The following is a 21,780-nucleotide window of genomic DNA, read 5'->3' as shown; positions in this document are numbered from 1 at the left end:
TGAAATATGAGCCTGGAATCCAAAGAGCAATTCGCCACTAACGTCTATTACGACAGGACGTTCAATTGTGACGCCGCCAAGATCTTGCCTGGTGAGTATTACTTTACCAACAAGGACATGCTGATCGTCACCGTGCTCGGCTCCTGCGTCTCGGCCTGCATCCGCGACCGCGTCACGGGCCTGGGCGGCATGAACCACTTCATGCTGCCCGACGGCGGCAGCGATCCGAACAGCCCGATTTCCGCGTCGATGCGCTATGGTACCTACGCCATGGAGATCCTGATCAACGATTTGCTGAAGGCGGGCGCGCGGCGCGAGAACATGGAAGCGAAAGTGTTCGGCGGCGGCGCCGTGCTGCGCGGCTTCACGGCGATCAATGTGGGCGAACGCAATGCGGCCTTCGTCATCAATTATCTGAAGGCGGAAAAGATGCGCGTGGTGGCGGAAGACCTCAATGACATCCACCCGCGCAAGGTGTATTTTTTCCCCCGCAGCGGCAAGGTGCTGGTGAAAAAGCTGATGCAGACGCATAACGATACGCTGGTGCGCCGCGAACTCGATTACGCAAGCCGTCTCAAGGTCGCGCCGGTGGGCGGCGAAGTTGAGCTGTTCTGACAAACACCAGACCAAACCTGCTGCGCGTCGCGCCGTGCGGCTTGCGGCGATTTTGTCCGGTGTACTAATTTAATAAAGAATAAGGGCCGCAAGGCCTGGAAGGATAACTATGAAGATCAAAGTATTGATCGTGGATGATTCGGCCTTGATCCGCAGCGTGATGACGGAAATCGTGAACAGCCAGCCCGACATGGAAGTGGTGGGCGCTGCGCCCGATCCGCTGGTGGCGCGCGAGATGATCAAGCAGACCAACCCCGACGTGCTGACCCTCGACGTCGAGATGCCGAAGATGGATGGCCTCGACTTCCTGGAAAAACTGATGCGCTTGCGCCCGATGCCGGTATTGATGGTGTCGTCGCTGACCGAGCGCGGTTCGGAAATCACCATGCGCGCGCTGGAGCTGGGCGCGGTCGATTTCGTCACCAAGCCGAAGATTTCCATCCAGAGCGGCATGCGCGAGTACACGGACATGATCGCCGACAAGATCCGCGCCGCCTCGAAGGCGCGCATCCGCGCGCGCACCCTGCCGTCGGCCAGCGACAAGGTGGCCGCGCCGCTGCCTGCGCTGCGCAGCCCGTTGACGTCGAGCGAAAAGCTGATCATCGTGGGCGCCTCCACGGGCGGCACGGAAGCGATCCGCGAATTCCTCATGCAGATGCCGTCCGATTGTCCCGGCATCCTGATCACGCAGCACATGCCGGAAGGCTTTACGCGCTCGTTTGCGCGCCGTCTCGATTCGCTGTGCAAGATATCGGTGCAGGAAGCGGCAGGCGGCGAACGGGTACTGCCCGGCCACGCCTACATCGCGCCCGGCCATTCGCACCTGACCCTGACGCGCAGCGGCGCCAACTACATGACCAAGATCGACCAGGGTGAGCCGGTAAACCGCCACCGCCCGTCCGTCGACGTGCTGTTCCGTTCGGCCGCGCAATCGGCCGGTAAAAATGCCGTCGGCGTGATCCTGACCGGCATGGGCAAGGATGGCGCACAAGGCATGTTGGAGATGAAGGCTGCAGGAGCGTATAATTTTGCGCAGGATGAAGCCAGTTGCGTGGTGTTCGGCATGCCGCGCGAGGCGATCGCCGTCGGTGCTACGCATGAGGTCGGCGCTCTGACGGCGCTGCCTGGCATGGTGCTGGGACACCTGGCTGCGCACGGCATGCGTGCTTTGCGCGTGTAAGCCACGTTTTATATGATCTGAGGCAAGTTTGTTCGCCTAAAAGCAACGAAAATGCTATCCTACAACTTGCTGCCGTAGTGTCGACCATAATGTCGGCATTCATGTCGATATTATTAACAAACCGCTACAGAAACAACGGAGTTATTCATGGCTGATCCAAAGATGAAATTTTTAGTCGTTGACGATTTTTCGACGATGCGCCGCATTGTCCGGAATCTGTTGAAGGAACTGGGTTATGCCAACGTCGATGAGGCGGAAGACGGCGTGATGGGCCTGGCCAAGCTGCGCGCGGAATCGTATGATTTCGTCGTGTCGGACTGGAACATGCCAAATATGGATGGCCTGACGATGCTGCAGCATATCCGTGCCGATCCCGCACTGGCCAAGCTGCCCGTGCTGATGGTCACCGCCGAAGCGAAAAAAGAGAACATCATCGCCGCCGCCCAGGCTGGCGCCAGCGGTTATGTCGTCAAGCCGTTCACGGCCGCGACCCTCGATGAAAAGCTGAACAAGATTTTCGAGAAGCTGGAAAAAGCCGGCGCCTGATCACGGCTTGATACCGATCAAGAAAAACGCTGCCAATGCGAATTGGCAGCGTTTTTTTTCGTCCGCAAAAAACTCAGACCAGCCCGCCATTCGCGCGCAGGGTCTGGCCATTCACCCAGCGGCCATCCGGCCCGGCCAAAAAGGCCACGGCGGCGGCGATGTCGTCCGGCGTGCCCAGGCGTTCCAATGGCGCCATCTTGCCCATGCGCTGTATCGTTTCGTCCGTCTTGCCGTTCAAGAACAGCGCCGTGGCCGTGGGACCGGGGGCGACGGCGTTGACGGTGATGTTCTTGCCGCGCAACTCCTTGGCAAAGATATTCGTCATCGTCTCGATGGCTGCCTTGGTGGCGCCGTAGACGGCATAGCCGGGCAGGGCCAGGCCGATCACGCTGGTGGAGAAATTGACGACGCTGCCGCCGTGGCGCAAGCGCGTCGCCGCCTGGCGCATGGTGTTGAAGCTGCCCTTGACGTTAATGGCGAACAGGCTGTCGAAGGTGGCGTCGTCCGTGTCGGCCAGGGCCGGCAGCGCGGGCGGCATGATGCCGGCATTGTTGACCAGCACGTCGACGCCGCCGTAGGCCGCCTCGGCCGCATCGAACAGGGCTTGCACCTCGCCCGCGTCGGCGACGTTGGCCTTGACGGCGATGGCGGCGCCGCCGTCGGCCACGATGGCCGCCACCAGTTGCTCCGCTTCCACGTTGCCGCTGGCGTAATTGACGACGACCCGCATGCCATCGCGCGCCAGGCGGCGGGCGATGGCTGCGCCGATGCCGCGCGAAGCGCCCGTGACGATGGCGACCTTGGCCGGTAGAGCTGCTGTGTTCATGGGTGTTCTCCTGTCGTGGTGGGAGGCCCGCATGTTGTCGCTGCGAACCAGTGCAGCCATTGTCATCTTTATTGATTGATGGATAAAGATGGGCTTGATGATTTCAGTGTGCAAATTGCATTAACAATTGTCCCAGGCATGCGGGGTACGGACAGAGATGATCCCGCGGCCTGCAGATAATTGCGCAAAGGAATGAAATATTTCCCAAAGTTAACTTTACACGTCAAATAATTTGGCCCATGATCGCTGCAGTATTTCCCCTTTGTCCCCGACCCCGACAAGAAGGAGCGCACGATGCGCCGAGCACCCGTATTATTTTTCGCCCTGGGCACGGCCCTGTTAACGGCCTGCGGCGTGAGCCTGGAGCAAACGGCCGTTGCGCCCGTCGCGTCGGTCGAGATGCAGGAGCCTGCCGCGCAGCCGGTTGCCGAAGCCGATGGCCGGCATGCCTATTTGCATCGCGTGGGCGGCCATGACTATGTCAGCCTGAGCCAGCATGGCCCGCAGGGCGGCTTGCCGATACTCACGGGTACGCAGCGCCATGCGCACGCCATCCGCCTGCTGGCAGCCGATCCGGCCCAGGCGCGGGCCATCCTGCGCAGCCTGAGGCTGCCTGCGAACCAGCGCAAGCTGTGGGCGGGAGAGGAAATCGTGCTCGATGCGGCCAGCTATGACATGTTGCAAGCGGCACGCGGCAGCAACAGGCCGCTGTTTGCCGAACTCAAGCTGGTAGGGATGGAGAAGTAAGGAAAAGAAACAGAAACAGAAACGGGACCGAATGGCCCCGTCGAGGTGACGCTTGGAGATGGCGCTTAAATTTCCAGGTTGTCGATCAGGCGAGTCTGTCCCAGCTTGGCGGCGGCCAGCACCACCAGCGGTTCGCCGGCGGCCAGTTCGGCGGCGTTCGGCGCCTGCAGGTTGGCGCGCTTGCGCACGGCGATGTAGTCCGATTTCCAGCCGCGGCCGTCCAGCAGCTGCATGGCCGCCTGTTCCAGTTCGCCGACGGCAAGGTTACCCTTGCGCACTTCCTCGGCGACGAAATTAAGGCCCTTGAACAGTTCCGGCGCTTCCGCGCGTTCGCTTTCCGACAGGTACATATTGCGCGAGGACAAGGCCAAGCCATCGTCTGCACGGTAGGTCTCGGCGGCGATGATTTCCGTCGGCAGCGCGAACTGGCGCGCCATGTTGCGGATGATCATCAACTGCTGGTAATCCTTCTTGCCGAACACGGCCACGCGCGGACCCACGCACGAAAACAGCTTGGTGACGACCGTGCACACGCCTTCGAAGAAGCCGGGACGGAATTCGCCTTCCAGGGTATTGCCCAGGTCATCGGGCGGGCGCACGCGGTATTCCTGCGGCTCCGGGTACAGTTCCTTTTCCGTGGGCGCGAACAGCACGTACACGCCTTCCTTTTCCAGCTTGGCGATGTCGGCCGCCATGGTGCGCGGATATTTCTCGAAGTCTTCGTTCGGGCCGAATTGCAGGCGGTTCACGAAGATCGAGGCGACGACGGGGTCGCCATGCTTGCGCGCCAGGCGCATCAGCGACAGATGGCCTTCGTGCAGGTTGCCCATGGTGGGGACGAACGCCGTGCGCAGCTGTCCGCTGAGCTGGTCGCGCAATTCTTCGATGTCGGAAATAATTTTCATGGATTGCTTTCGCTAAAACCCCGTTGTACGGTGGTCAGTGACAAAGGGAAGGGATCAGGCGGGCGAATAGGCCAGCCGGACGTAGATGGGGGCAAACGGTTCTGCCTGTGTGATTTCGATCAGGGTTTCCTTGGCCAGTTCCAGCAGGGCCACGAAGTTGACCACCACCACGGGCACGCCGCCGGCAATGTCGAACAGCTCGCTGAATTCGACGAAGCGCGACGACTGCAAGTGGCGCAGGATGCTCGACATGTGCTCGCGCACGGACAGTTCCTGGCGGCTGATGCGGTGATGCTGGGTCAGTTTGGCGCGTTTCAACACGTCGAGCCACGCCTGCTGCAAGTCCACCGGTTCCACGTCGGGCCAGGTGGGCGTCAGGCTTTGCTCGATGAAAATCTGCGTGCGCACGAAATCGCGCTCGAACTGCGGGATGGCGTTCAGGTCGTAGGCGGCCAGCTTGATCTGTTCGTACTCGAGCAAGCGGCGCACCAGTTCGGCACGGGGATCGCCGCCATCTTCCTCGACGTCGCTCTTGCGCGAAGGCAAGAGCATGCGCGACTTGATCTCGATCAACATGGCCGCCATCAACAAATACTCGGCGGCCAGTTCCAGGTTGCGCACGCGGATCTGGTCGACATATTTCAGATATTGCAGGGTCACCTGCGCCATCGGGATATCGAGAATGTTGAAATTTTGCTTGCGGATCAGGTAGAGCAGCAAGTCGAGCGGGCCTTCGAAGGCTTCGAGGAAGATTTCCAGCGCGTCCGGCGGAATGTACAGATCCGTCGGCATGCGCATCATCGGCTCGCCATACAGGCGGGCGATGCCCAGCGGGTCGGCGGCGGGCGCCGCGTCCGTTACTGCCGTGGCGGATGCTGCAGGGTCGCCGCTGCCGTCGCCGCCAGCGGCGGGTTCGGGCGACTCGATGACTGCGCCGGCACCGGAAGCGTCGGCTTCCGGCGTGACTGCAGACTCTTCAGGCAACATAGTGCCGGTTCCAGATCTTAGTTCTTGTTCTGGTAAACGTAAGCCTGTTGCTTGACGGCCGACGCCAGCTGGCGCTCCTGCTCATCGATGCTGACGGCCGGCTTGTCCCACAGCAGGGCGCGACCCGCTTGCTGGCCCGCTTCCATGCCAGGATTCTTGGCCTTCAGTTCAGCGATGAACAAGGTGTGGTCGGATACGTAGTTGTTGTGTTTTGCAGGCAGTTTCATATTCTCTTCTGAGTGTCTTATAGGTAAGGTCAGCCGGCCGTATTTTACCGCGCCGTGCCGCCTGGCGGGTTGTTGTATCGGCAAGTCCGGGGCGAAATTGCTAAAAATCAATAACGCAACAAACGCCGCATCACCATCGGCGCCGGTTCGGCGGGGTTGGCGTGCGAATATTCCAGTTCTTCGGCCAGGTCGAATTCGAAGGCCGCATAAAAATCGATCAGCTTGCGCTGGTCGCGCCGCACGGCCAGGCGCAATTCCTCCGCCTGGCACGAGAGGCCGTGATGAATGATGGCTTCCAGCAAATGTTGCGAAACATGGCTGCCCCGGTAGGCGGGCAGCACGCCCATGCGTGAAATCTTCCAGATGGCGGGATCGCTGTCGAGCGGCATCCAGCGCAGCGAACCGGCTGGAATGTCGTCGATCAGCAACAGAAAACCGCCGCCGTGGCGCAACTGCTCTTCCACCTGCTGCGCCGTCTCGTGGTGTCCACTGGACGAGGCCGCCACCTTGCCGGCCCACGCGGCGCGGGTCAGCTCGGCCATCAGTTGTGCATCGGCATTCGTTGCTTCGCGCACCACGATATTCATCATCGGTCCTTGTGCGGGCTTAGCGGATGCGCATGCCAGGTTCGGCGCCTGGCCAAGGGTTCAGGATATAGATGCCTGGATTGGCCTTCTCGTCGGCGCTTGATGCGGCCATGACCATGCCTTCCGAAATGCCGAACTTCATCTTGCGCGGCGCCAGGTTGGCCACCAGTACCGTCAGCTTGCCGACCAGCTCTTCCGGCTGGTAGGCCGAACGGATGCCGGAGAACACATTGCGCAAGCGGCCTTCGCCCGCGTCCAGGGTCAGGCGCAGCAGCTTGTCCGAGCCGTCGACCAGTTCGCAGTTGACGATTTTCGCGATGCGCAAGTCGACCTTGAGGAAGTCGTCGATCTTGATCTCGGGCGCCAGTTCCTCGATGGCGGAGGCCGGTGTTTCAGCGACCGCTGCGGCGTCGTTCGCGGCATCGCCAGCCGGCGCCGCGATGGCGGCAGCTTGCGGTGCGTCAAACAGCGCTTCGATCATCTTTGCATCCATGCGCGTCATCAAGTGGCTGTAGGCGCCGATGGTACGGCCCAGCATGCTGTTCGAGACGGCGTCGCCGAACACTTGCGTATCGGCCCAGGTGAATTGCTCGTCGTTGAGGAACGAGGCCACGTTCTTGGCCACGCCCGGCAAGACCGGCGACAGCAGGATCGTCAGCTGGCGGAACAGGATCAGGGCCGTCGTGCACACGTCGTGCAGTTCGGCGGTCTTGTCCGCATCCTTGGCGAGGATCCACGGCTTGTTTTCATCGACATACTGGTTGGTGATGTCGGCGATTTCCATGATCTCGCGCAAGGCCTTGCCGAATTCGCGGTTCTCGAAGTGCGCGGCGATGCTGGCCTGGCGCTCGACGATGACGCCGTTGGCGTCCACCGTCAGCGCGCGGTTGATCCAGCTTTGCGCGCCTTCCGACAGCGTCGATGCCAGCTTGCCGTCGAAACGCTTGGCGATGAAGCCGGCGCAGCGGCTGGCGATGTTCACGTATTTGCCGATCAGGTCGCTGTTCACGCGGGCCACGAAATCGTCGCCGTTGAAGTCCAGGTCTTCCACTTTCGAGTTCAGCTTGAAAGCGATGTAGTAGCGCAGCCATTCCGGGTTCATGCCCAGGTCCAGGTAGCGCAGCGGCGAGATGCCCGTGCCGCGCGACTTCGACATCTTTTCGTTGTTGACCGTCAGGAAGCCGTGCACATTGACTTTCAGTTTGTCGATCACCGGGTGGCCGGCAAATTTCAGCATGGCGGGCCAGAACAGCAAATGGAAGGAAACGATGTCCTTGCCGATGAAGTGGATTTGTTCCGTGGCAGGATCGTTCAGCAGGGCGTCGAAATCGAGGCCTTTCTTGTCGCAATAGTTTTTCAGGCTGGCCAGGTAGCCGACCGGCGCGTCCATCCACACATAGAAGAACTTGCCCGGCGCATCGGGAATCGGGATGCCGAAATAGGGCGCATCGCGCGAGATATCCCAGTCGGCCAGCTTTTCGCCCGCTTCGCCCAGCCATTCGCTGACCTTGTTGACCATTTCAGGCTGCAGGCGGCCTGGCGTGTTGAGCCAATCCTTGAGGAATTCGAAGCAGCGCGGGTCGGACAGCTTGAAGAAGTACTGTTCCGACGGCTTCATCACGGGCGTCGCGTTGGTGAACACGGAGAACGGGTTGACCAGGTCGGTCGGCTGGTAAGCGGCGCCGCACACTTCGCAATTGTCGCCGTACTGGTTCTTGGCGCCGCATTTCGGGCATTCGCCCTTGATGTTGCGGTCGGCCAGGAACATGCCCTTGACCGGATCGAAGAAGCGGTCGACGGTTTTCGTGACGATCAGGCCCGTATCGCGCAGCTTGCGGTAGATCGATTGCGACAGATCAACGTTTTCCGGCGAATCGGTCGAATACCAGTTGTCGAAGGCGATATGGAAGCCATCGAGGTACTGGGCGCGGCCGGCCGCGATGTTGGCGACGAATTGCTGCGGCGTAATGCCTTCCTTTTCGGCGGCGATCATGATGGGCGTACCATGCGTATCGTCGGCGCCCACAAAGTGCACTTCACGGCCGGCTGCGCCATCGCGTTGCATTCGCTGGAACCGGACCCAGATATCGGCCTGGATGTATTCCATGATGTGGCCAATGTGAAAAGCGGCGTTTGCGTAAGGCAGGGCAGTGGTGACGAACAGCTTGCGAGTCATGATTGATGCACTTTTGGGATGGATAATAGGTCATTTTAACAGCGGAAAGGCAATATGAGCAGATGCAGCGCTGGCAAGTGATGCTTTTGCCGCCATCGCGCCATGCAAATTTGCGCTAGACTGCGCGTATTGCACATATGTAGTACACACGGAGATTTACATGAGCATCACAGTAGAAGACGTCAAGGCCGCGCTGGCCCAGGTTATTGATCCAAATACACATAAAGATTTCGTTTCCAGCAAAACCGTCAAGAATCTGAAGGTCGATGGCGATGATATTTCGCTCGACATCGAACTGGGCTACCCCGCTAAAAGCCAGATCGACCTGATCCGCAAATCCGTGCTGGCCGCCCTGCGCGTGCTGCCGGGCGTGGGCAACGTCAGCGTGGGCGTGTCGTCGAAAATCATTTCGCACACGGTGCAGCGCGGCTTGAAGCCGATGAGCAACGTGAAAAACATCATCGCCGTCGCTTCCGGCAAGGGCGGGGTTGGCAAATCGACCACGGCCGTCAACCTGGCCCTGGCCCTGGCGGCCGAAGGCGCCACCGTCGGCATGCTGGACGCCGATATCTATGGCCCGTCGCAGCCGATGATGCTGGGCATCAGCGGCCAGCCGAAGACCCTCGACGGCAAGAGCATGGAACCGATGGAAAATCACGGCCTGCAAGTGTCGTCGATCGGCTTCATGATCGATCCGGACGAGCCGATGGTGTGGCGCGGCCCGATGGTCACGCAAGCCTTGCAGCAACTGCTGGACCAGACCAACTGGCGCGACCTCGATTACCTGATCGTCGACATGCCGCCGGGCACGGGCGACATTCAATTGACCCTGTCGCAGAAAGTGCCCGTCACGGGCGCCGTGATCGTCACGACGCCGCAGGACATCGCGCTGCTGGATGCGCGCAAGGGCTTGAAAATGTTCGAGAAGGTCGGCATTCCTATCCTCGGCGTGGTGGAAAACATGAGCACGCACATTTGCTCGAACTGCGGCCATGCGGAAGAAATCTTCGGCGCCGGCGGCGGCGCGAAGATGTGCGCGGACTTCGGCGTGGAATTCCTCGGCGCCTTGCCGCTGACCATGGCGATCCGCCAGCAGACGGATTCCGGCACGCCGACCGTCGTGGCCGAGCCGGAAGGTCCCGTCGCCGTGATCTACAAGCAGATCGCCCGCACCATCGCGATCAAGGTGGCGGAAAAGGCGAAGGATATGACCAGCAAGTTCCCGTCGATCGTCATCAAGAACGATTAAACGTCAGGCTTGGCGCTGCCACGCGCCATTGTCAGCAGGAATATGGTTTCATGCAGTCCGTGTTGTTATTAAACAAGAGGAGACATCATGCAATTGACCACCGTATTCCTGCGCCAAGCCGCAGCCGTGATCGCGGGCAGCCTGCTGGCCGCCAGCGCGTTTGCGCAATCCGTCTCGTTCGTCGAGCCCGTCGATGGCGCGACAGTGACCAGCCCGTTCAAAGTGAAATTTGCCGTCAGCGGCATGGACGTCAAGCCGGCCGGCGACATGACGGCCAAGACGGGCCACCATCATTTGCTCATCAATATGGGGCCGATGAAGGCGGGCGAGATGATACCCATGGATGACAAACATTTGCATTTTGGCAAAGGACAGACGGAAACGGACGTCACCTTGCCGCCGGGGCAGTACACCCTGACCATGCAGTTTGCCAACGGCGCGCACCAGTCGTATGGGCCGGAGTTGAGCAAAAGCATCAAGGTGACGGTCAAGTAAGTCAGGCAAATAAGCCAGGCAAATAAGTCAGGCAAATTCATCCGTTCCAGTAAAGGCCGGGTTCCAGCGATGGAGCCTGGCCTTTTTCATATTGTTGCCTCTTGTCATTATTGTGTCATATAGTCGGCGTATGCTGGCCGGTGGCCTAACTTTTGATGAGCGGATATGACGAAACATTTCTCCCTTTCCCGGCAACTGGCGCAGGCGCTGCTGTTGGCGGCTGGCGTGGCGGCGAGCCAGGTGCATGCGGCCAAGGCCGTTCCTGCTGTTGCTGCCGGTGCGGCGCAGCCGAAGCTGGTGGTGGTGCTGGTAGTGGACGGCTTGCCGCAAGAGCAGGTGACGCGCTACCGCGACCAGTTCGGCCAGGGCGGTTTCCGCCGCCTGCTGGAGCAGGGCGCGTGGTTCAGCGACGCGCACCAGGCGCATGGCATCACGGTCACGGCCATCGGCCACTCGGCCGTGCTGTCGGGCGCCTATCCGTATCAGCATGGCGTGATCGGCAATAACTGGATCGATCCCGTCACGAAAAAATCCGTGTACTGCACCGAGGATGGCAATTTCCATTACATCGGCGAAGACACGCAGCCCGACGACGGCACGGCGCCGACGAAACTGCGCGTGAGCACCCTGGGCGACGAGTTGCGCTATTCCACGGGCGACAAGGCCAAGGTCGTCACGGTGTCGGGCAAGGACCGGGGCGCCATCCTGCTGGCCGGGAAAACGGGCACGGCGTATATGTACATGGAAAAGACGGGCAATTTTGCCAGCAGCACCTATTATATGCAGCAGCATCCGCAATGGGTGCATCGCTACCAGGCCGCCAAACCGCAGGACCGTTATTATGGCAAGAGCTGGACGCCGCTGCTGGCCGATTCCGCCTATGCGCGCGATGCCCGCGATGATCTGGTGCCGGCCAAGCCGGGCACGCGCAACACCTTCCCGTTCGCCTACTACAGCGACAGCGGCAAGCTCGATGGCGAGTACTACAGCCGCCTGAAGGCCGGTCCCTTCCTCGATGAACTGACCCTGGAATTCGCCCGCGCCGCCATCGATGGCGAAAACCTGGGCCACAACCCGGCCGGCGTGCCCGATATCCTGGGCGTGAGCCTGTCCGCGCACGACTATGTGAACCATGCCTATGGCCCGGAAAGCAAGATGTCGCACGACCACCTGCAGCGCCTGGACCGCATGCTGGCCGGTTTCTTTGCCGACCTCGATAAAAAAGTCGGCATAGACAACGTGCTGGTGGTGCTGACGGCCGACCATGGTTTTGCCAACGTGCCGGAATTTGCCGAAACGCGGGGCTTCTCGGCCAAACGCATCGATGGCGCCAAACTGGTCGATGCCTTGAACCAGCACCTAGCGACCAACCTGGGCATCGATAAACTGGTGACGACGTCGTCGCTGCCGAATATCTACCTCGATTACGCGCTGGCGGAGAAGGGCGGCGTCAAGCGCGCCGCCCTGGAAGACGCGGCGGCCCGCTTCCTGCTGCAGCAGGACGGCCTGGCGCAAGTCTACACGCGCACGCAGATGGAAACGGGCGCCGTTGCCACGCGCATGGACACCCTGATGCGCCGCGCCTGGAACCGCCAGCTCTCGGGCGACCTGATGGTCGTGACAAAGCCGGCCTGGTACTTCGGCAAGGGCGCGGGAGGCACTTCGCACGGCACGCCTTACACCTATGACACCAACGTGCCGCTGATGGTGTTCGGCCCCCGCTGGATCAAGCCGGGCGCCTATGGCCAGTATGCGGAAGTGGTCGATATCGCCCCGACCCTGGCGCACCTGCTGCGCGTGCGCCAGCCGTCGGCGTCGGAGGGGCGGGTGTTGATGGAGGTGGTGCGGTAGTTCAGGCATAGAGGTGTATCGTTGATGTAAAGGCCAGGCTTGCGTTTTCACGGAAGCCTGTTTTTTTATTGATTTAAGAGTTGTAAGTCGACAAATATCAATAGGCACGCAAAGTTCTTGACGGATAGTGAAATTTCTTTATTTCACGATGAGGACGTCAATGAACAGTTCACTATTCAAATGTTGTTGTATGGCATTGATGTGGATTTTGCTGCCGGGGTGCGTCGTGCCACACTTCGATCATGCCTCATATGACTATTATTATGCCGTTCCCTTGAAGGCCGACAAGCCGTGGCTAAGTCTGAGCAACGGGCTTGATCTGCATGCCTATAACAAATGTGAGCATAGTGAAGTGCCGCCAAAATGTGACCCGCCGGGTTTTTGGGTGATGGAGCGACCGCAGAAGCCGGATTGGCATGAGATAGGTCGCTACAGAGTGAGCGTGTGGCATCCCGGCAAGTTGCAGTTTCAACCAATGCTTTCGGCCTATGCCAACACGACGTATCGTGCAGTTAGTCTTGTTAAAGAAGAATCACGCAAAATATATTTGCTTCGGCCTGGGTTTGGCGGTGACGAGCGCCGATCACTGGAAGGAAACGACGCTGGTGTTGTTGCAATCGATTTGCGGCCAAACGCATTATGTAGAACGGATGAGCCTGTACCACGCCTTATTGTCTTTGATGCCGATAATATATGGGTATTTGCGGAGTATGAATCAGACTGCCGAAAGGATCTGCAGGCCGATTTCGCCCCGCTTGATATATTGAACTTTGAGGACAGCGATCAGTTTAATGCTATTTTGCGTAAACCGATGAAACTGTTTTACCTCAGCTCCAGCGCGGTAGGTCAGTCAGATTTTGGTCAACCGCGCACGGTTTTACGGGATGCTGATCTCCCGAATGAAAGTACGCGCAAGACCGTGCGCTTGTCCGAGGTCGTCCGATTACAGAGCACGATGTTCCGGCTTGAGACCACACCGGCGCCACCTCTGTTGCCAGTACCGGATTATCCCAATTTTCATTGTCACTACTCAGATACGGTTATTGGTTTGAGAATGATATTTTTTGATGGTGAGAAACCATCCCCCGACCTTAAATATTGTCGGCCATTTCGCGGGAAATGACATAGGCTGCGTGCTTTACAGTAGCCAATCAATCGGCAGCACCGACAGTATCGCCACCCCGATGCGCTTCCACACGCTGGTGCCCGGCTCCGTGTCGTAGCGCGTGGTGGCGCCGCTGGCGTCGCGGGCGATCCAGTACAGTGCGCCGTCGTCGCCCAGCAGTACCTGGTAGGCGCGCTGCGGGATGGTGGTGCGCATGGCTTGCCCCAGCTGGCTGGCCAGCGCGGGGCTGTCGATGACGAGGCCCATTTCCGTGTTCAATTCGATCGAGCGCGGGTCGAAGTTGAACGAGCCGACAAAGATGCGCCGGTCGTCGACGGCAAAGGTCTTCGCATGCAGGCTCGATGCGGAGCTGCCGAAGCGGCCCGGCTGTGCGCGCGCATCGCCGGCTTCCCACGAGCGGCGCGACTCGTACAGCAGCACACCCGCTTCCAGCAGCGGTTTTCTCCACTTCGCATAGCCCGCATGCACGGCCGCCACGTCGGTCGCTTCCAGCGCATTCGTCAGGATGCGCACGCCGACGCCTTTTCTTGTCAGGTCGGCGAAGGCCTGGGTGCCGGCTTTGCCGGGCACGAAATACGGCGACACCAGGTCCACTTCCTTTTCCGGCACGCCCAGCAGGTTTTTCAGGTTGTCCGCCACGCCCGTGCCTGGCCTGGCCTTGTCCAGCACTTTGGCCGGGTCGTCGCTGACCATGCGCGTCCTGGCCCATTCGAAGGGCAGGGTGCGCTCCATCATTTGTCTGACGAAGGGCGAGGTACGCAGCGCCTGCACGTATTCCTCGGCTGCCTTGGTGTCGTCGATACGGTCCGCCTCGGCGGCGATGGTGGCCGCGTCACCCTCGACAGGGCTGGTGAGCAACAGGCTGGCGGGGTAGGCCGAGGCGCTGTTCCAGTAGCGGTCGAAATCGCGCGAAACGTCGTTGACGACGGAGCCGATGGCCAGCACGTCCAGGTCGGCAAACAGCACGTCGCCGGCCGCGCCAAAATATTCGTCGCCCACATTGCGCCCGCCGACGATGGTGGCCTGGTTATCGGCCGTGAACGATTTGTTGTGCATGCGCCGGTTGAGGCGGGAAAAATCGGTGGCAAAGGCCAGCGCGCGCGGCGCGCGGGGCATAAAGGGATTGAACAGGCGGATTTCCAGGTTGTGCTGTTTGCCCAGCATCGCCAGGGTCTGGTCCAGGCCCGCCGTGTTGTTATCGTCGAGCAGCAGGCGCACGCGCACGCCCCGCTCGGCTGCCTGGCGCAGGGCGTCGAACAGCAGGGTGCCCGTGATGTCCTTGTGCCAGATGTAGTACTGCACGTCCAGGCTGCGCTGGGCGGCGGCGGCCAGCAGGGCGCGCGCGGCAAAGGCGTCGCGTCCGTCGGCGAGCGGGTAAATGCCGGACACGCCGGGATGCTGCGCCACCATGGGCGCAATGGCCGTGGCCAGCTGGGTGTGCTTTGTGTCGGCGATGACGCTGGATGCCACGCGGCCTTCCAGCGAAGGCAACGAGGCGCAGCCGGCGAGGACGGCGGACAGCAGCAGCGGCAGCAGCCGGGTGGCGCTGCGGAAGGGAAGTGCTTGGGCGGGCATGGCGGGCTTTCATCGGGTTGCCCCGATGTTAGCAGATGCGCATGCCCGCACGGGGCGAGGTGTTACAGTTGTTCCAGCGCGATCAGTTCGGCCACCGTCTGGCGGCGGCGGATCAGGCGGGATTGTTCTCCGTCGACCAGGTATTCGGCCGCATGCGGACGGCTGTTGTAGTTCGACGACATCGACGCGCCATACGCGCCCGCGCCTTCGAAGACGACGTAGTCGCCCACCTGCGCTGCGGGCAGGAGGCGTGTTTCGACCACGCCGCCATCGCGCTGGGTGAAGACGTCGCCCGATTCGCACAGGGGGCCGCCGACGACGGTAGCGCGCTGCATGTCCAGTGCGCGGCCGTCATGCGCGATGACCGACATTTCATGGTAGCTGCCATACATGGCAGGGCGCATCAGTTCATTGAAGCCCGTATCGAGCAAGGTGAAGTGGTTGCCGCCCATTTGCTTGGTGGCGCGCACTTCGGCCACCAGCAAGCCCGCGTCGGCCACGAGGAAGCGGCCCGGTTCGATTTCCAGGTGCACGGGATGGCCCAGGTGCGCCTCGATCTGCTTGCGCGCCGCATCCCATAGCTGGAAGTAGTGGTCCGTGTCGACCGGCTGCTCGCCTTCGCGATAGGGTACGGACAGGCCGCCGCCCGTGGAAATGGCTTCGATGTCGTGGCCCATGTTTTTCACCAGGTCGACCATGGTGCCGCAGACGGTTTCCAGGTGGCTGTAGTCGACGCCCGAGCCGATGTGCATGTGCAGGCCCACCAGGTGCAGGCCATGTGCGCGGATGACGGCCAGCGCCTCCGGCAGCTCTTCATGCCAGATGCCATGCTTGCTGTTTTCGCCGCCCGTATTGGTCTTGTTGCTGTGGCCATGGCCATAGCCGGGATTGATGCGCAGCCAGACGCGGTGGCCGGGCGACACGGGGCCCAGTTGGCGCAGCATGTCGACGGAGCCGCAATTGACTTCGATCTTTGCCGCCGCCACGCGCGCCAGGGTGGCGCGGTCGAACAGGTCGCAGGTGAAGACCACGCCGGCGGCGCCATTCGTTTGCGCCGGCGCAAAGCCTGCCTGCAGCGCGCGCTCGATCTCGCCCAGTGAGACGGCGTCCACGTGCACGCCCGCTTCGCGCATCAGGTTGAGCAGGTGAATGTTCGAATTGGCCTTTTGCGCGAAGCGCACCGTGTCGAACTGCGCCAGCTGCGCGATGCGCGCGCGGATGGTGGCCGCGTCATACACCCACAGGGGCGTGCCGTGTTCCTGGGCGAGTTGGGCGAGGGTCTGGTCGGTGACGGGCTTCATCGTGTGCTTTCGGTGGAATGAGGAGATAGCGCATGATGGCCGATTGTGCTTCGACTATAAAATATCTATTTGAGGCTACCTTATTCATTTATGATATGGCCATGACTATCTCCCTGCGCCATATCGAAGTCTTCCGCGCCATCATGACGACGGGCAGCGTGACGGCCGCCGCCGCCATGCTGCATACGTCGCAGCCCACCGTCAGCCGCGAACTGGCGCGCCTCGAGCATTTGACGGGCCTGACCCTGTTCGAGCGCGAGCGGGGACGGCTGCGTCCCACGGCCCAGGCGCTGCAGCTGTTCGAGGAAGTGCAGCGCGCGTATTTCGGCCTCGAGCGCATCGTCAGCACGGCGGCGGCCCTGCGCCAGTTCGACCAGGGACAGTTGTCGATCGCCTGCCTGCCCGTGTTTTCCCAGTCGCTGCTGCCGCAGGCGTGCAAGCGTTTCGTCGCCGATTTTCCCAAGGTGAGCATCAGCATCACGCCGCAGGAGTCGCCGCTGCTGGAAGAGTGGCTGTCGGCGCAGCGCCACGATATCGGCCTGACGGAAGTGGGCAATGCGCCGCCGGGCACCGCGCTCGATACATTGATGTCCGTCGATGAAGTGTGCGTGCTGCCCGACGGCCATGCGCTCGCCGGCAAGGCCGTGCTGCAGCCGGCGGACTTCGCGGGCCAGCCTTTCATCAGTTTGGCCGCCGTCGACCCCTACCGCCAGCAGATCGACGCCATCTTCGCGCAGGCGGGCGTGGAACGGCGCATGGCGCTCGACACGCACAGCGCTGCCTCCGTGTGCGCGATGGTGCGCGAAGGCGTGGGCCTGGCCATCGTCAATCCGCTCACGGCGCTGGACTACGCGGGGCAGGGCTTGCAGATCCGCCGCTTCGGCGTTTCCCTGCCATTTACGGTGAATCTGGTCAAGCCCCTGCACCGGCCCCTGTCGCAACTGGTCGCCCTGTTCGAGCAGGCGCTGCATGCGCAGGCGGCGGAGGTGAAAAGGCGCTTGCTGCAGCTGTGACGGTGCTTGTGGAGCGGCGGCGGTCAACAGAGTAAAATGGCGTTTTACTTATTCAAGCCTGACTACTTCGATGACCACAACCGCTACTCCCGTCCGTACCCGTTTCGCTCCCAGCCCGACCGGCTATCTGCACCTGGGCGGCGCCCGCACCGCTTTGTACAGCTGGGCGTATGCCCGCCACTTCGGCGGCACCTTCGTGCTGCGCATCGAAGACACGGACGTGGAGCGTTCCACGCCGGAAGCCGTGCAAGCCATCATCGAAGGCATGAAGTGGCTGGGCCTGGACCACGACGAAGGCCCGTTCTACCAGATGCAGCGCATGGACCGCTACCGCGAAGTGGTGGCGCAGATGCTGCTTGAGGGCACGGCATATCACTGCTACTCGTCGCCGGAAGAAGTCGAAGCGATGCGCGAGCGCATGCGCGCCGCCGGTGAAAAGCCGCGCTACGACGGCACCTGGCGTCCGGAGTCTGGCAAGACCCTGCCGGCCGTGCCGGCCGACCGCAAGCCCGTCGTGCGTTTCAAGAACCCGCTCGATGGCGACGTGACGTGGGACGATGTGGTCAAGGGCACGATCACGATTTCCAACCGCGAGCTGGACGACCTGGTGATCGCCCGCCCTGACGGCACGCCGACGTACAACTTCTGCGTGGCCGTCGATGACTGGGACATGCAGATCACCCACGTGATCCGCGGCGACGACCATGTCAACAACACCCCGCGCCAGATCAACATCCTGCGCGCCATCGGCGCACCGCTGCCGCTGTACGGCCACCTGCCGATGATCCTGGGCGCGGACGGCGAAAAGCTGTCGAAGCGCCATGGCGCCGTCAGCGTGATGGATTACCCGGCGCAGGGCTTCCTGCCGGAAGCGATGCTGAACTACCTGGCGCGCCTGGGCTGGAGCCATGGCGACGATGAAGTGTTCTCGACCGAGCAGTTCTGCGAGTGGTTCAACCTGAACCACCTGTCGAAATCGGCGGCCCAGTTCAACAATGAAAAACTGGCCTGGCTGAACAACCACTATATCAAGCAGGCCGACAATACCCGCCTGGCCGACCTGGCGCGTCCGCAAATGGTCGCCGCCGGCGCCGTCTTCGAAGGCGCGCCGGACCTGGCGCAAGTGCTGGGTATGATGAAAGAGCGCGCCAACACCGTCAATGAGCTGGCTGCCGCCTCGATGCTGTTTTTCCGCGAACCGCAGCCGGAAGCGGAACTGGTCACGCAGCACATCACGGACGCCATCAAGCCCGTGCTGGCGCAGTTTGCCGAGCGTATCGCCACGGTGGAGTGGAGCAAGGAAGCCGTCGCCGCCATGATCAAGGAAGTGCTGGCCGCGAACACCATCAAGATGCCGCTGCTGGCCATGCCTTTGCGTTTGATCTTGACGGGCCAGCTGCAGACGCCTGCCATCGACCAGGTGGTGGTGATGTTCGGCCGCGACACCGTGCTGGCGCGCCTGGCAAAGTGGCTGTAATCGTCGCGCTGAATTGAGCGTGTAAATGCGGTGCGGAAACCGCCCCTATGAAAAGTTGCTCATAGACGAAAAAGGGTATTTGCAGAGTGAAACTTCTTTGCTATACTCTTGTTTCTGCACCAACGGGGGTATAGCTCAGCTGGGAGAGCGCTTGCATGGCATGCAAGAGGTCAGCGGTTCGATCCCGCTTACCTCCACCAGCAGCAAAACCGCAGTCAGGTTTTGTTAGTCGTTGAAGTGGTGCAGTAGTTGTTTGGAAGTTCCGCGGTCCCCATCGTCTAGAGGCCTAGGACATCACCCTTTCACGGTGAGTACAGGGGTTCGAATCCCCTTGGGGACGCCAGGTAGTTGTGATATAGTAGTGGCAGTTGTTTGTACTGATTGTTGTAAGTTCAGGCCCGTAAAAAGCGGAATCTGGATGGAAAGCAAGTAGTGGAACAAAGTCGCCAAGTGCGGCTTTTATTATTTCTGCGCCCGGGGGGTATAGCTCAGCTGGGAGAGCGCTTGCATGGCATGCAAGAGGTCAGCGGTTCGATCCCGCTTACCTCCACCAACAGCGCAGAAGTAAGGTGGTAAAACTGTAGTACCGAGGTCCCCATCGTCTAGAGGCCTAGGACATCACCCTTTCACGGTGAGTACAGGGGTTCGAATCCCCTTGGGGACGCCAGTTCAGTCTGGTGTTGTGGTTGTAAAGAAGTAGCAGTGTTTCTGCGCCCGGGGGGTATAGCTCAGCTGGGAGAGCGCTTGCATGGCATGCAAGAGGTCAGCGGTTCGATCCCGCTTACCTCCACCAACAGCGCAGAAACAGGTAGTAAATTGTAATGAATAAATCAAAGTCGCCTTGAGCGGCTTTTTTTATTTCCGAAGCATTTGTTGTTATGCCTTTCAGGGAAGTATGGTTTAACTGTTGGGATGTTTGTATGGCAGGCAAGAGGCGAGTGTTTGATCCCGCTTGCGTTTGCCAATGGGGTGGAAATGGAAATACATCAAAGTCGCCTCGGGCGGCTTTTTTTGTGCCTATTGGTTGCATGGATATAACTGACAGTGATTTGCGGAGTGGTTACATTTGGCAGGCGGCTTGATTTCATTATGCCCGCGGATAAAAAATGGACCATTACACTGAGGAGACAGGATGCACCGCGTATTTGCCAGTTTTTTTCTTGCTGCTGTTATGCACGTTCCCGCGCACGCGGAGGCGCCGCCTGCGGCGAAATTCGATCCTGGTGCGCTGAAGTTGCAAAAGGGGCCGTTCAATGACGTGCTGGTGCTCGGTTCGCCCCATTTGGCGCAATTGCCAACATCGTTTGATCCGTCTCAATTGAGCTTGCTCAACGAGCGCCTGGCGGGCTGGCGGCCGGATGCGATCGCGATCGAGGCGCTTTCCGGCTTGCAATGCGCTTACTTGCGCGCCTATCCGCAGCGCTATGACGATACGGTGAAAGCGTATTGCTATGACACTTCCGCCGCGCGGGCCGCCACGGGGCTCGATGTGGTGGCGGCCACGGCGCAGGCCGAACGTTTGCTGGCCGCCTGGCCGGCGGCGCCGTCCGCCGCCCAGCGGCGCGCATTGGCTTCCCTGTTCCTGGCCGGTGGCGAGCGTGCATCGGCGCTGGTGCAATGGCTGCGCCTGCCCGCGGATGAGCGGCGCGCCGGTGACGGCGTGAGCGAGCCCCTGGCCGTGAACCTCAATTCCTTGCTGGGGCAGCGCAACGAGAGCTATCAGATTGCTGCCGTACTGGCGGCGAAGGGCGGGCACGAGCGGGTGCATGCCATGGATGACCATACGTCCGATATGCCTGTCGATGATGAAAAGGCGTATGCTAAGGCGATCAGGGCGGCCTGGAATAATTCCTCTTCGGCCGAGCGCAAGCGCATCCATGCCGGGTTTGAGGGGCAATGGAATACGCCCGCCGGTGTGCTGGCGATCTACCGCGCGTACAACGGACCCGCAGAGGCGGACCTGGCCTTCCGCGGCGACTTTGGCGCGGCGCTGGAAGAGCCGTCGCCGCAGCGTTATGGCCGCAACTACGTGGCCTCCTGGGAGGTGCGCAACTTGCGCATGGCGTCGAATATCCGCGAAATCATGGCGGCGCGCCCGGGCATGCGCGTGCTGGTCATCGTCGGCGCATCCCACAAGGGCTACCTGGAGGCGTATCTGGGCCAGATGCATGACGTGCGCATCGCCAATGCGGGCGATATCTTGCGTTAAGGAATGCTTTTGCCGCGCCAGACGGTTGGCGCGGTTTTCCCTGCGTGCCTGGCGTACCGCCGCTTCCATATCTTCCTGTCATCATCCTGTCCTCATAGGGGGCGATGATACAAATAAGGTGGAAAAAAGAAGGCCGGCAGTTGATTTCGTGAATCGCTTCGTGTTAAACTTCGCGCACGCTTTTTTGAGGGGCTAAGCAAAGCCTTCAACGAAGAGTCCGCTGAGAGTAAAGCCAGCACAGGTCCCCATCGTCTAGAGGCCTAGGACATCACCCTTTCACGGTGAGTACAGGGGTTCGAATCCCCTTGGGGACGCCAGGATTTAGTTGTAAGGTAAGAGTGCAGTGCTGAATGGGCCTGACAAGTCAGGCTTTTTTTGTTTCTGCAATATTGCTGCAGTACCGGGTCAGGATGCAAATAGTGCATTCAGGACAGATTTCTGTCCCCATCGTCTAGAGGCCTAGGACATCACCCTTTCACGGTGAGTACAGGGGTTCGAATCCCCTTGGGGACGCCAGATTCGCAAGCAGTAACAGGTCGGGATGCGGAATAGTGCATTCAGGACAGATTTTCTGTCCCCATCGTCTAGAGGCCTAGGACATCACCCTTTCACGGTGAGTACAGGGGTTCGAATCCCCTTGGGGACGCCAGACCGGCTGAATCAGCCAACAAAAAGCCGCCTGGTAACA

At 60.7% G+C, this 21,780-nt stretch carries 19 protein-coding genes and 8 tRNA genes; 19 read left to right on the top strand and 8 right to left on the bottom strand.

The genetic code is table 11. The features are described 5' to 3' along the window. Positions 1-6: 6 nt before the first annotated feature. The 3 genes from cheD (at position 7) to cheY (ending at position 2,341) form a co-directional block, all read left to right on the top strand. A complete protein-coding gene (gene cheD / locus CLU94_RS04435; protein WP_034758343.1) occupies positions 7-615 on the top strand; it encodes a chemoreceptor glutamine deamidase CheD in 609 nt (202 codons plus the stop codon). A gap of 109 nt (positions 616-724) precedes the next feature. Next, a complete protein-coding gene (locus CLU94_RS04430; protein WP_034778028.1) occupies positions 725-1,795 on the top strand; it encodes a protein-glutamate methylesterase/protein-glutamine glutaminase in 1,071 nt (356 codons plus the stop codon). Positions 1,796-1,942: 147 nt separating this feature from the next. Next, the gene (cheY, locus tag CLU94_RS04425; RefSeq protein ID WP_010396677.1) at positions 1,943-2,341 is read left to right on the top strand and encodes a chemotaxis response regulator CheY; all 399 of its coding nucleotides are present in this window, start codon (positions 1,943-1,945) and stop codon (positions 2,339-2,341) included. 73 nt (positions 2,342-2,414) lie between these two features. On the opposite strand, the gene CLU94_RS04420 is transcribed toward cheY, so the two are convergent. Beyond that, complete coding sequence (locus CLU94_RS04420) at positions 2,415-3,167, bottom strand: SDR family oxidoreductase (RefSeq protein ID WP_099664749.1); 753 nt, start codon at positions 3,165-3,167, stop codon at positions 2,415-2,417. A 294-nt stretch (positions 3,168-3,461) separates the two neighbouring features. On the opposite strand from CLU94_RS04420, the gene CLU94_RS04415 reads away from it, so the two are divergent. Then, positions 3,462-3,914, top strand: coding sequence for a hypothetical protein (locus CLU94_RS04415; protein WP_099664748.1), 453 nt, complete (start codon positions 3,462-3,464; stop codon positions 3,912-3,914). A 65-nt stretch (positions 3,915-3,979) separates the two neighbouring features. Here CLU94_RS04415 and panC read toward each other — a convergent pair whose 3' ends face one another. The 5 genes from panC to metG all read right to left on the bottom strand — a co-directional run bounded on the left by panC (position 3,980) and on the right by metG (position 8,796). Beyond that, positions 3,980-4,819, bottom strand: a complete 840-nt coding sequence (gene panC, locus CLU94_RS04410; protein WP_099664747.1) for a pantoate--beta-alanine ligase — start codon at positions 4,817-4,819, stop codon at positions 3,980-3,982. A 54-nt stretch (positions 4,820-4,873) separates the two neighbouring features. Next, on the bottom strand, positions 4,874-5,806 hold the full coding sequence (locus tag CLU94_RS04405) for a segregation and condensation protein A (protein ID WP_077402012.1): 933 nt from the start codon (positions 5,804-5,806) through the stop codon (positions 4,874-4,876). A gap of 17 nt (positions 5,807-5,823) precedes the next feature. Further along, positions 5,824-6,033: a DUF3460 family protein gene (locus CLU94_RS04400; RefSeq protein WP_034778041.1), complete on the bottom strand. Its 210-nt coding sequence runs from the start codon at positions 6,031-6,033 to the stop codon at positions 5,824-5,826. 107 nt (positions 6,034-6,140) lie between these two features. After that, entirely contained in the window at positions 6,141-6,620 is a 480-nt protein-coding gene (locus CLU94_RS04395; RefSeq protein WP_034778216.1) for a GNAT family N-acetyltransferase, read from the bottom strand. A gap of 19 nt (positions 6,621-6,639) precedes the next feature. Beyond that, positions 6,640-8,796, bottom strand: a complete 2,157-nt coding sequence (gene metG / locus CLU94_RS04390) for a methionine--tRNA ligase (protein WP_099664746.1) — start codon at positions 8,794-8,796, stop codon at positions 6,640-6,642. A gap of 160 nt (positions 8,797-8,956) precedes the next feature. Between metG and apbC the strand changes: the two genes are divergently transcribed. The 4 genes from apbC (at position 8,957) to CLU94_RS27915 (ending at position 13,514) form a co-directional block, all read left to right on the top strand. After that, positions 8,957-10,045 (top strand): iron-sulfur cluster carrier protein ApbC, encoded by a 1,089-nt coding sequence (apbC, locus tag CLU94_RS04385; protein ID WP_034758315.1) that lies wholly within the window; start codon positions 8,957-8,959, stop codon positions 10,043-10,045. Between the two features lie 87 nt (positions 10,046-10,132). After that, the gene (locus CLU94_RS04380; RefSeq protein ID WP_034778045.1) at positions 10,133-10,540 is read left to right on the top strand and encodes a DUF4399 domain-containing protein; all 408 of its coding nucleotides are present in this window, start codon (positions 10,133-10,135) and stop codon (positions 10,538-10,540) included. A 165-nt stretch (positions 10,541-10,705) separates the two neighbouring features. Further along, positions 10,706-12,391 (top strand): alkaline phosphatase family protein, encoded by a 1,686-nt coding sequence (locus CLU94_RS04375; RefSeq protein ID WP_257218674.1) that lies wholly within the window; start codon positions 10,706-10,708, stop codon positions 12,389-12,391. Positions 12,392-12,551: 160 nt separating this feature from the next. Next, a complete protein-coding gene (locus CLU94_RS27915) occupies positions 12,552-13,514 on the top strand; it encodes a hypothetical protein (RefSeq protein ID WP_143451342.1) in 963 nt (320 codons plus the stop codon). 15 nt (positions 13,515-13,529) lie between these two features. On the opposite strand, the gene CLU94_RS04365 is transcribed toward CLU94_RS27915, so the two are convergent. Further along, positions 13,530-15,092, bottom strand: a complete 1,563-nt coding sequence (locus CLU94_RS04365) for a phospholipase D family protein (RefSeq protein WP_099664744.1) — start codon at positions 15,090-15,092, stop codon at positions 13,530-13,532. A 62-nt stretch (positions 15,093-15,154) separates the two neighbouring features. Next, a complete protein-coding gene (gene lysA, locus CLU94_RS04360) occupies positions 15,155-16,393 on the bottom strand; it encodes a diaminopimelate decarboxylase (RefSeq protein ID WP_099664743.1) in 1,239 nt (412 codons plus the stop codon). A 101-nt stretch (positions 16,394-16,494) separates the two neighbouring features. Here lysA and CLU94_RS04355 point away from each other — a divergent pair, with 101 nt between their 5' ends. The 11 genes from CLU94_RS04355 to CLU94_RS04305 all read left to right on the top strand — a co-directional run bounded on the left by CLU94_RS04355 (position 16,495) and on the right by CLU94_RS04305 (position 21,741). Continuing rightward, on the top strand, positions 16,495-17,406 hold the full coding sequence (locus CLU94_RS04355; RefSeq protein WP_099668160.1) for a LysR family transcriptional regulator: 912 nt from the start codon (positions 16,495-16,497) through the stop codon (positions 17,404-17,406). Positions 17,407-17,476: 70 nt separating this feature from the next. Then, positions 17,477-18,883 carry a glutamate--tRNA ligase gene (gltX, locus tag CLU94_RS04350; protein WP_099664742.1) on the top strand — a complete coding sequence of 469 codons (1,407 nt, stop codon included), beginning with the start codon at positions 17,477-17,479 and terminating at the stop codon, positions 18,881-18,883. Between the two features lie 124 nt (positions 18,884-19,007). Beyond that, a tRNA-Ala gene (locus CLU94_RS04345) sits at positions 19,008-19,083 on the top strand. A 67-nt stretch (positions 19,084-19,150) separates the two neighbouring features. After that, positions 19,151-19,226 (top strand) — tRNA-Glu (locus CLU94_RS04340). Positions 19,227-19,360: 134 nt separating this feature from the next. Further along, positions 19,361-19,436, top strand: a tRNA-Ala gene (locus CLU94_RS04335). A gap of 38 nt (positions 19,437-19,474) precedes the next feature. Beyond that, a tRNA-Glu gene (locus tag CLU94_RS04330) sits at positions 19,475-19,550 on the top strand. A 50-nt stretch (positions 19,551-19,600) separates the two neighbouring features. After that, positions 19,601-19,676: transfer RNA gene (locus CLU94_RS04325), tRNA-Ala, on the top strand. A 378-nt stretch (positions 19,677-20,054) separates the two neighbouring features. Further along, entirely contained in the window at positions 20,055-21,092 is a 1,038-nt protein-coding gene (locus CLU94_RS04320; RefSeq protein WP_257218673.1) for a DUF5694 domain-containing protein, read from the top strand. Positions 21,093-21,333: 241 nt separating this feature from the next. After that, positions 21,334-21,409, top strand: a tRNA-Glu gene (locus CLU94_RS04315). A 123-nt stretch (positions 21,410-21,532) separates the two neighbouring features. After that, a tRNA-Glu gene (locus CLU94_RS04310) sits at positions 21,533-21,608 on the top strand. A 57-nt stretch (positions 21,609-21,665) separates the two neighbouring features. After that, positions 21,666-21,741 (top strand) — tRNA-Glu (locus CLU94_RS04305). Positions 21,742-21,780: the final 39 nt, after the last annotated feature.

The sequence above is a fragment of the Janthinobacterium sp. 13 genome, assembly GCF_002749695.1.
In the GTDB taxonomy this organism is placed as follows: Bacteria; Pseudomonadota; Gammaproteobacteria; order Burkholderiales; family Burkholderiaceae_D; genus Janthinobacterium; species Janthinobacterium kumbetense.
Note: the sequence above shows the minus strand (reverse complement) of the source record. Positions and strands in the feature narration are given on the sequence as shown.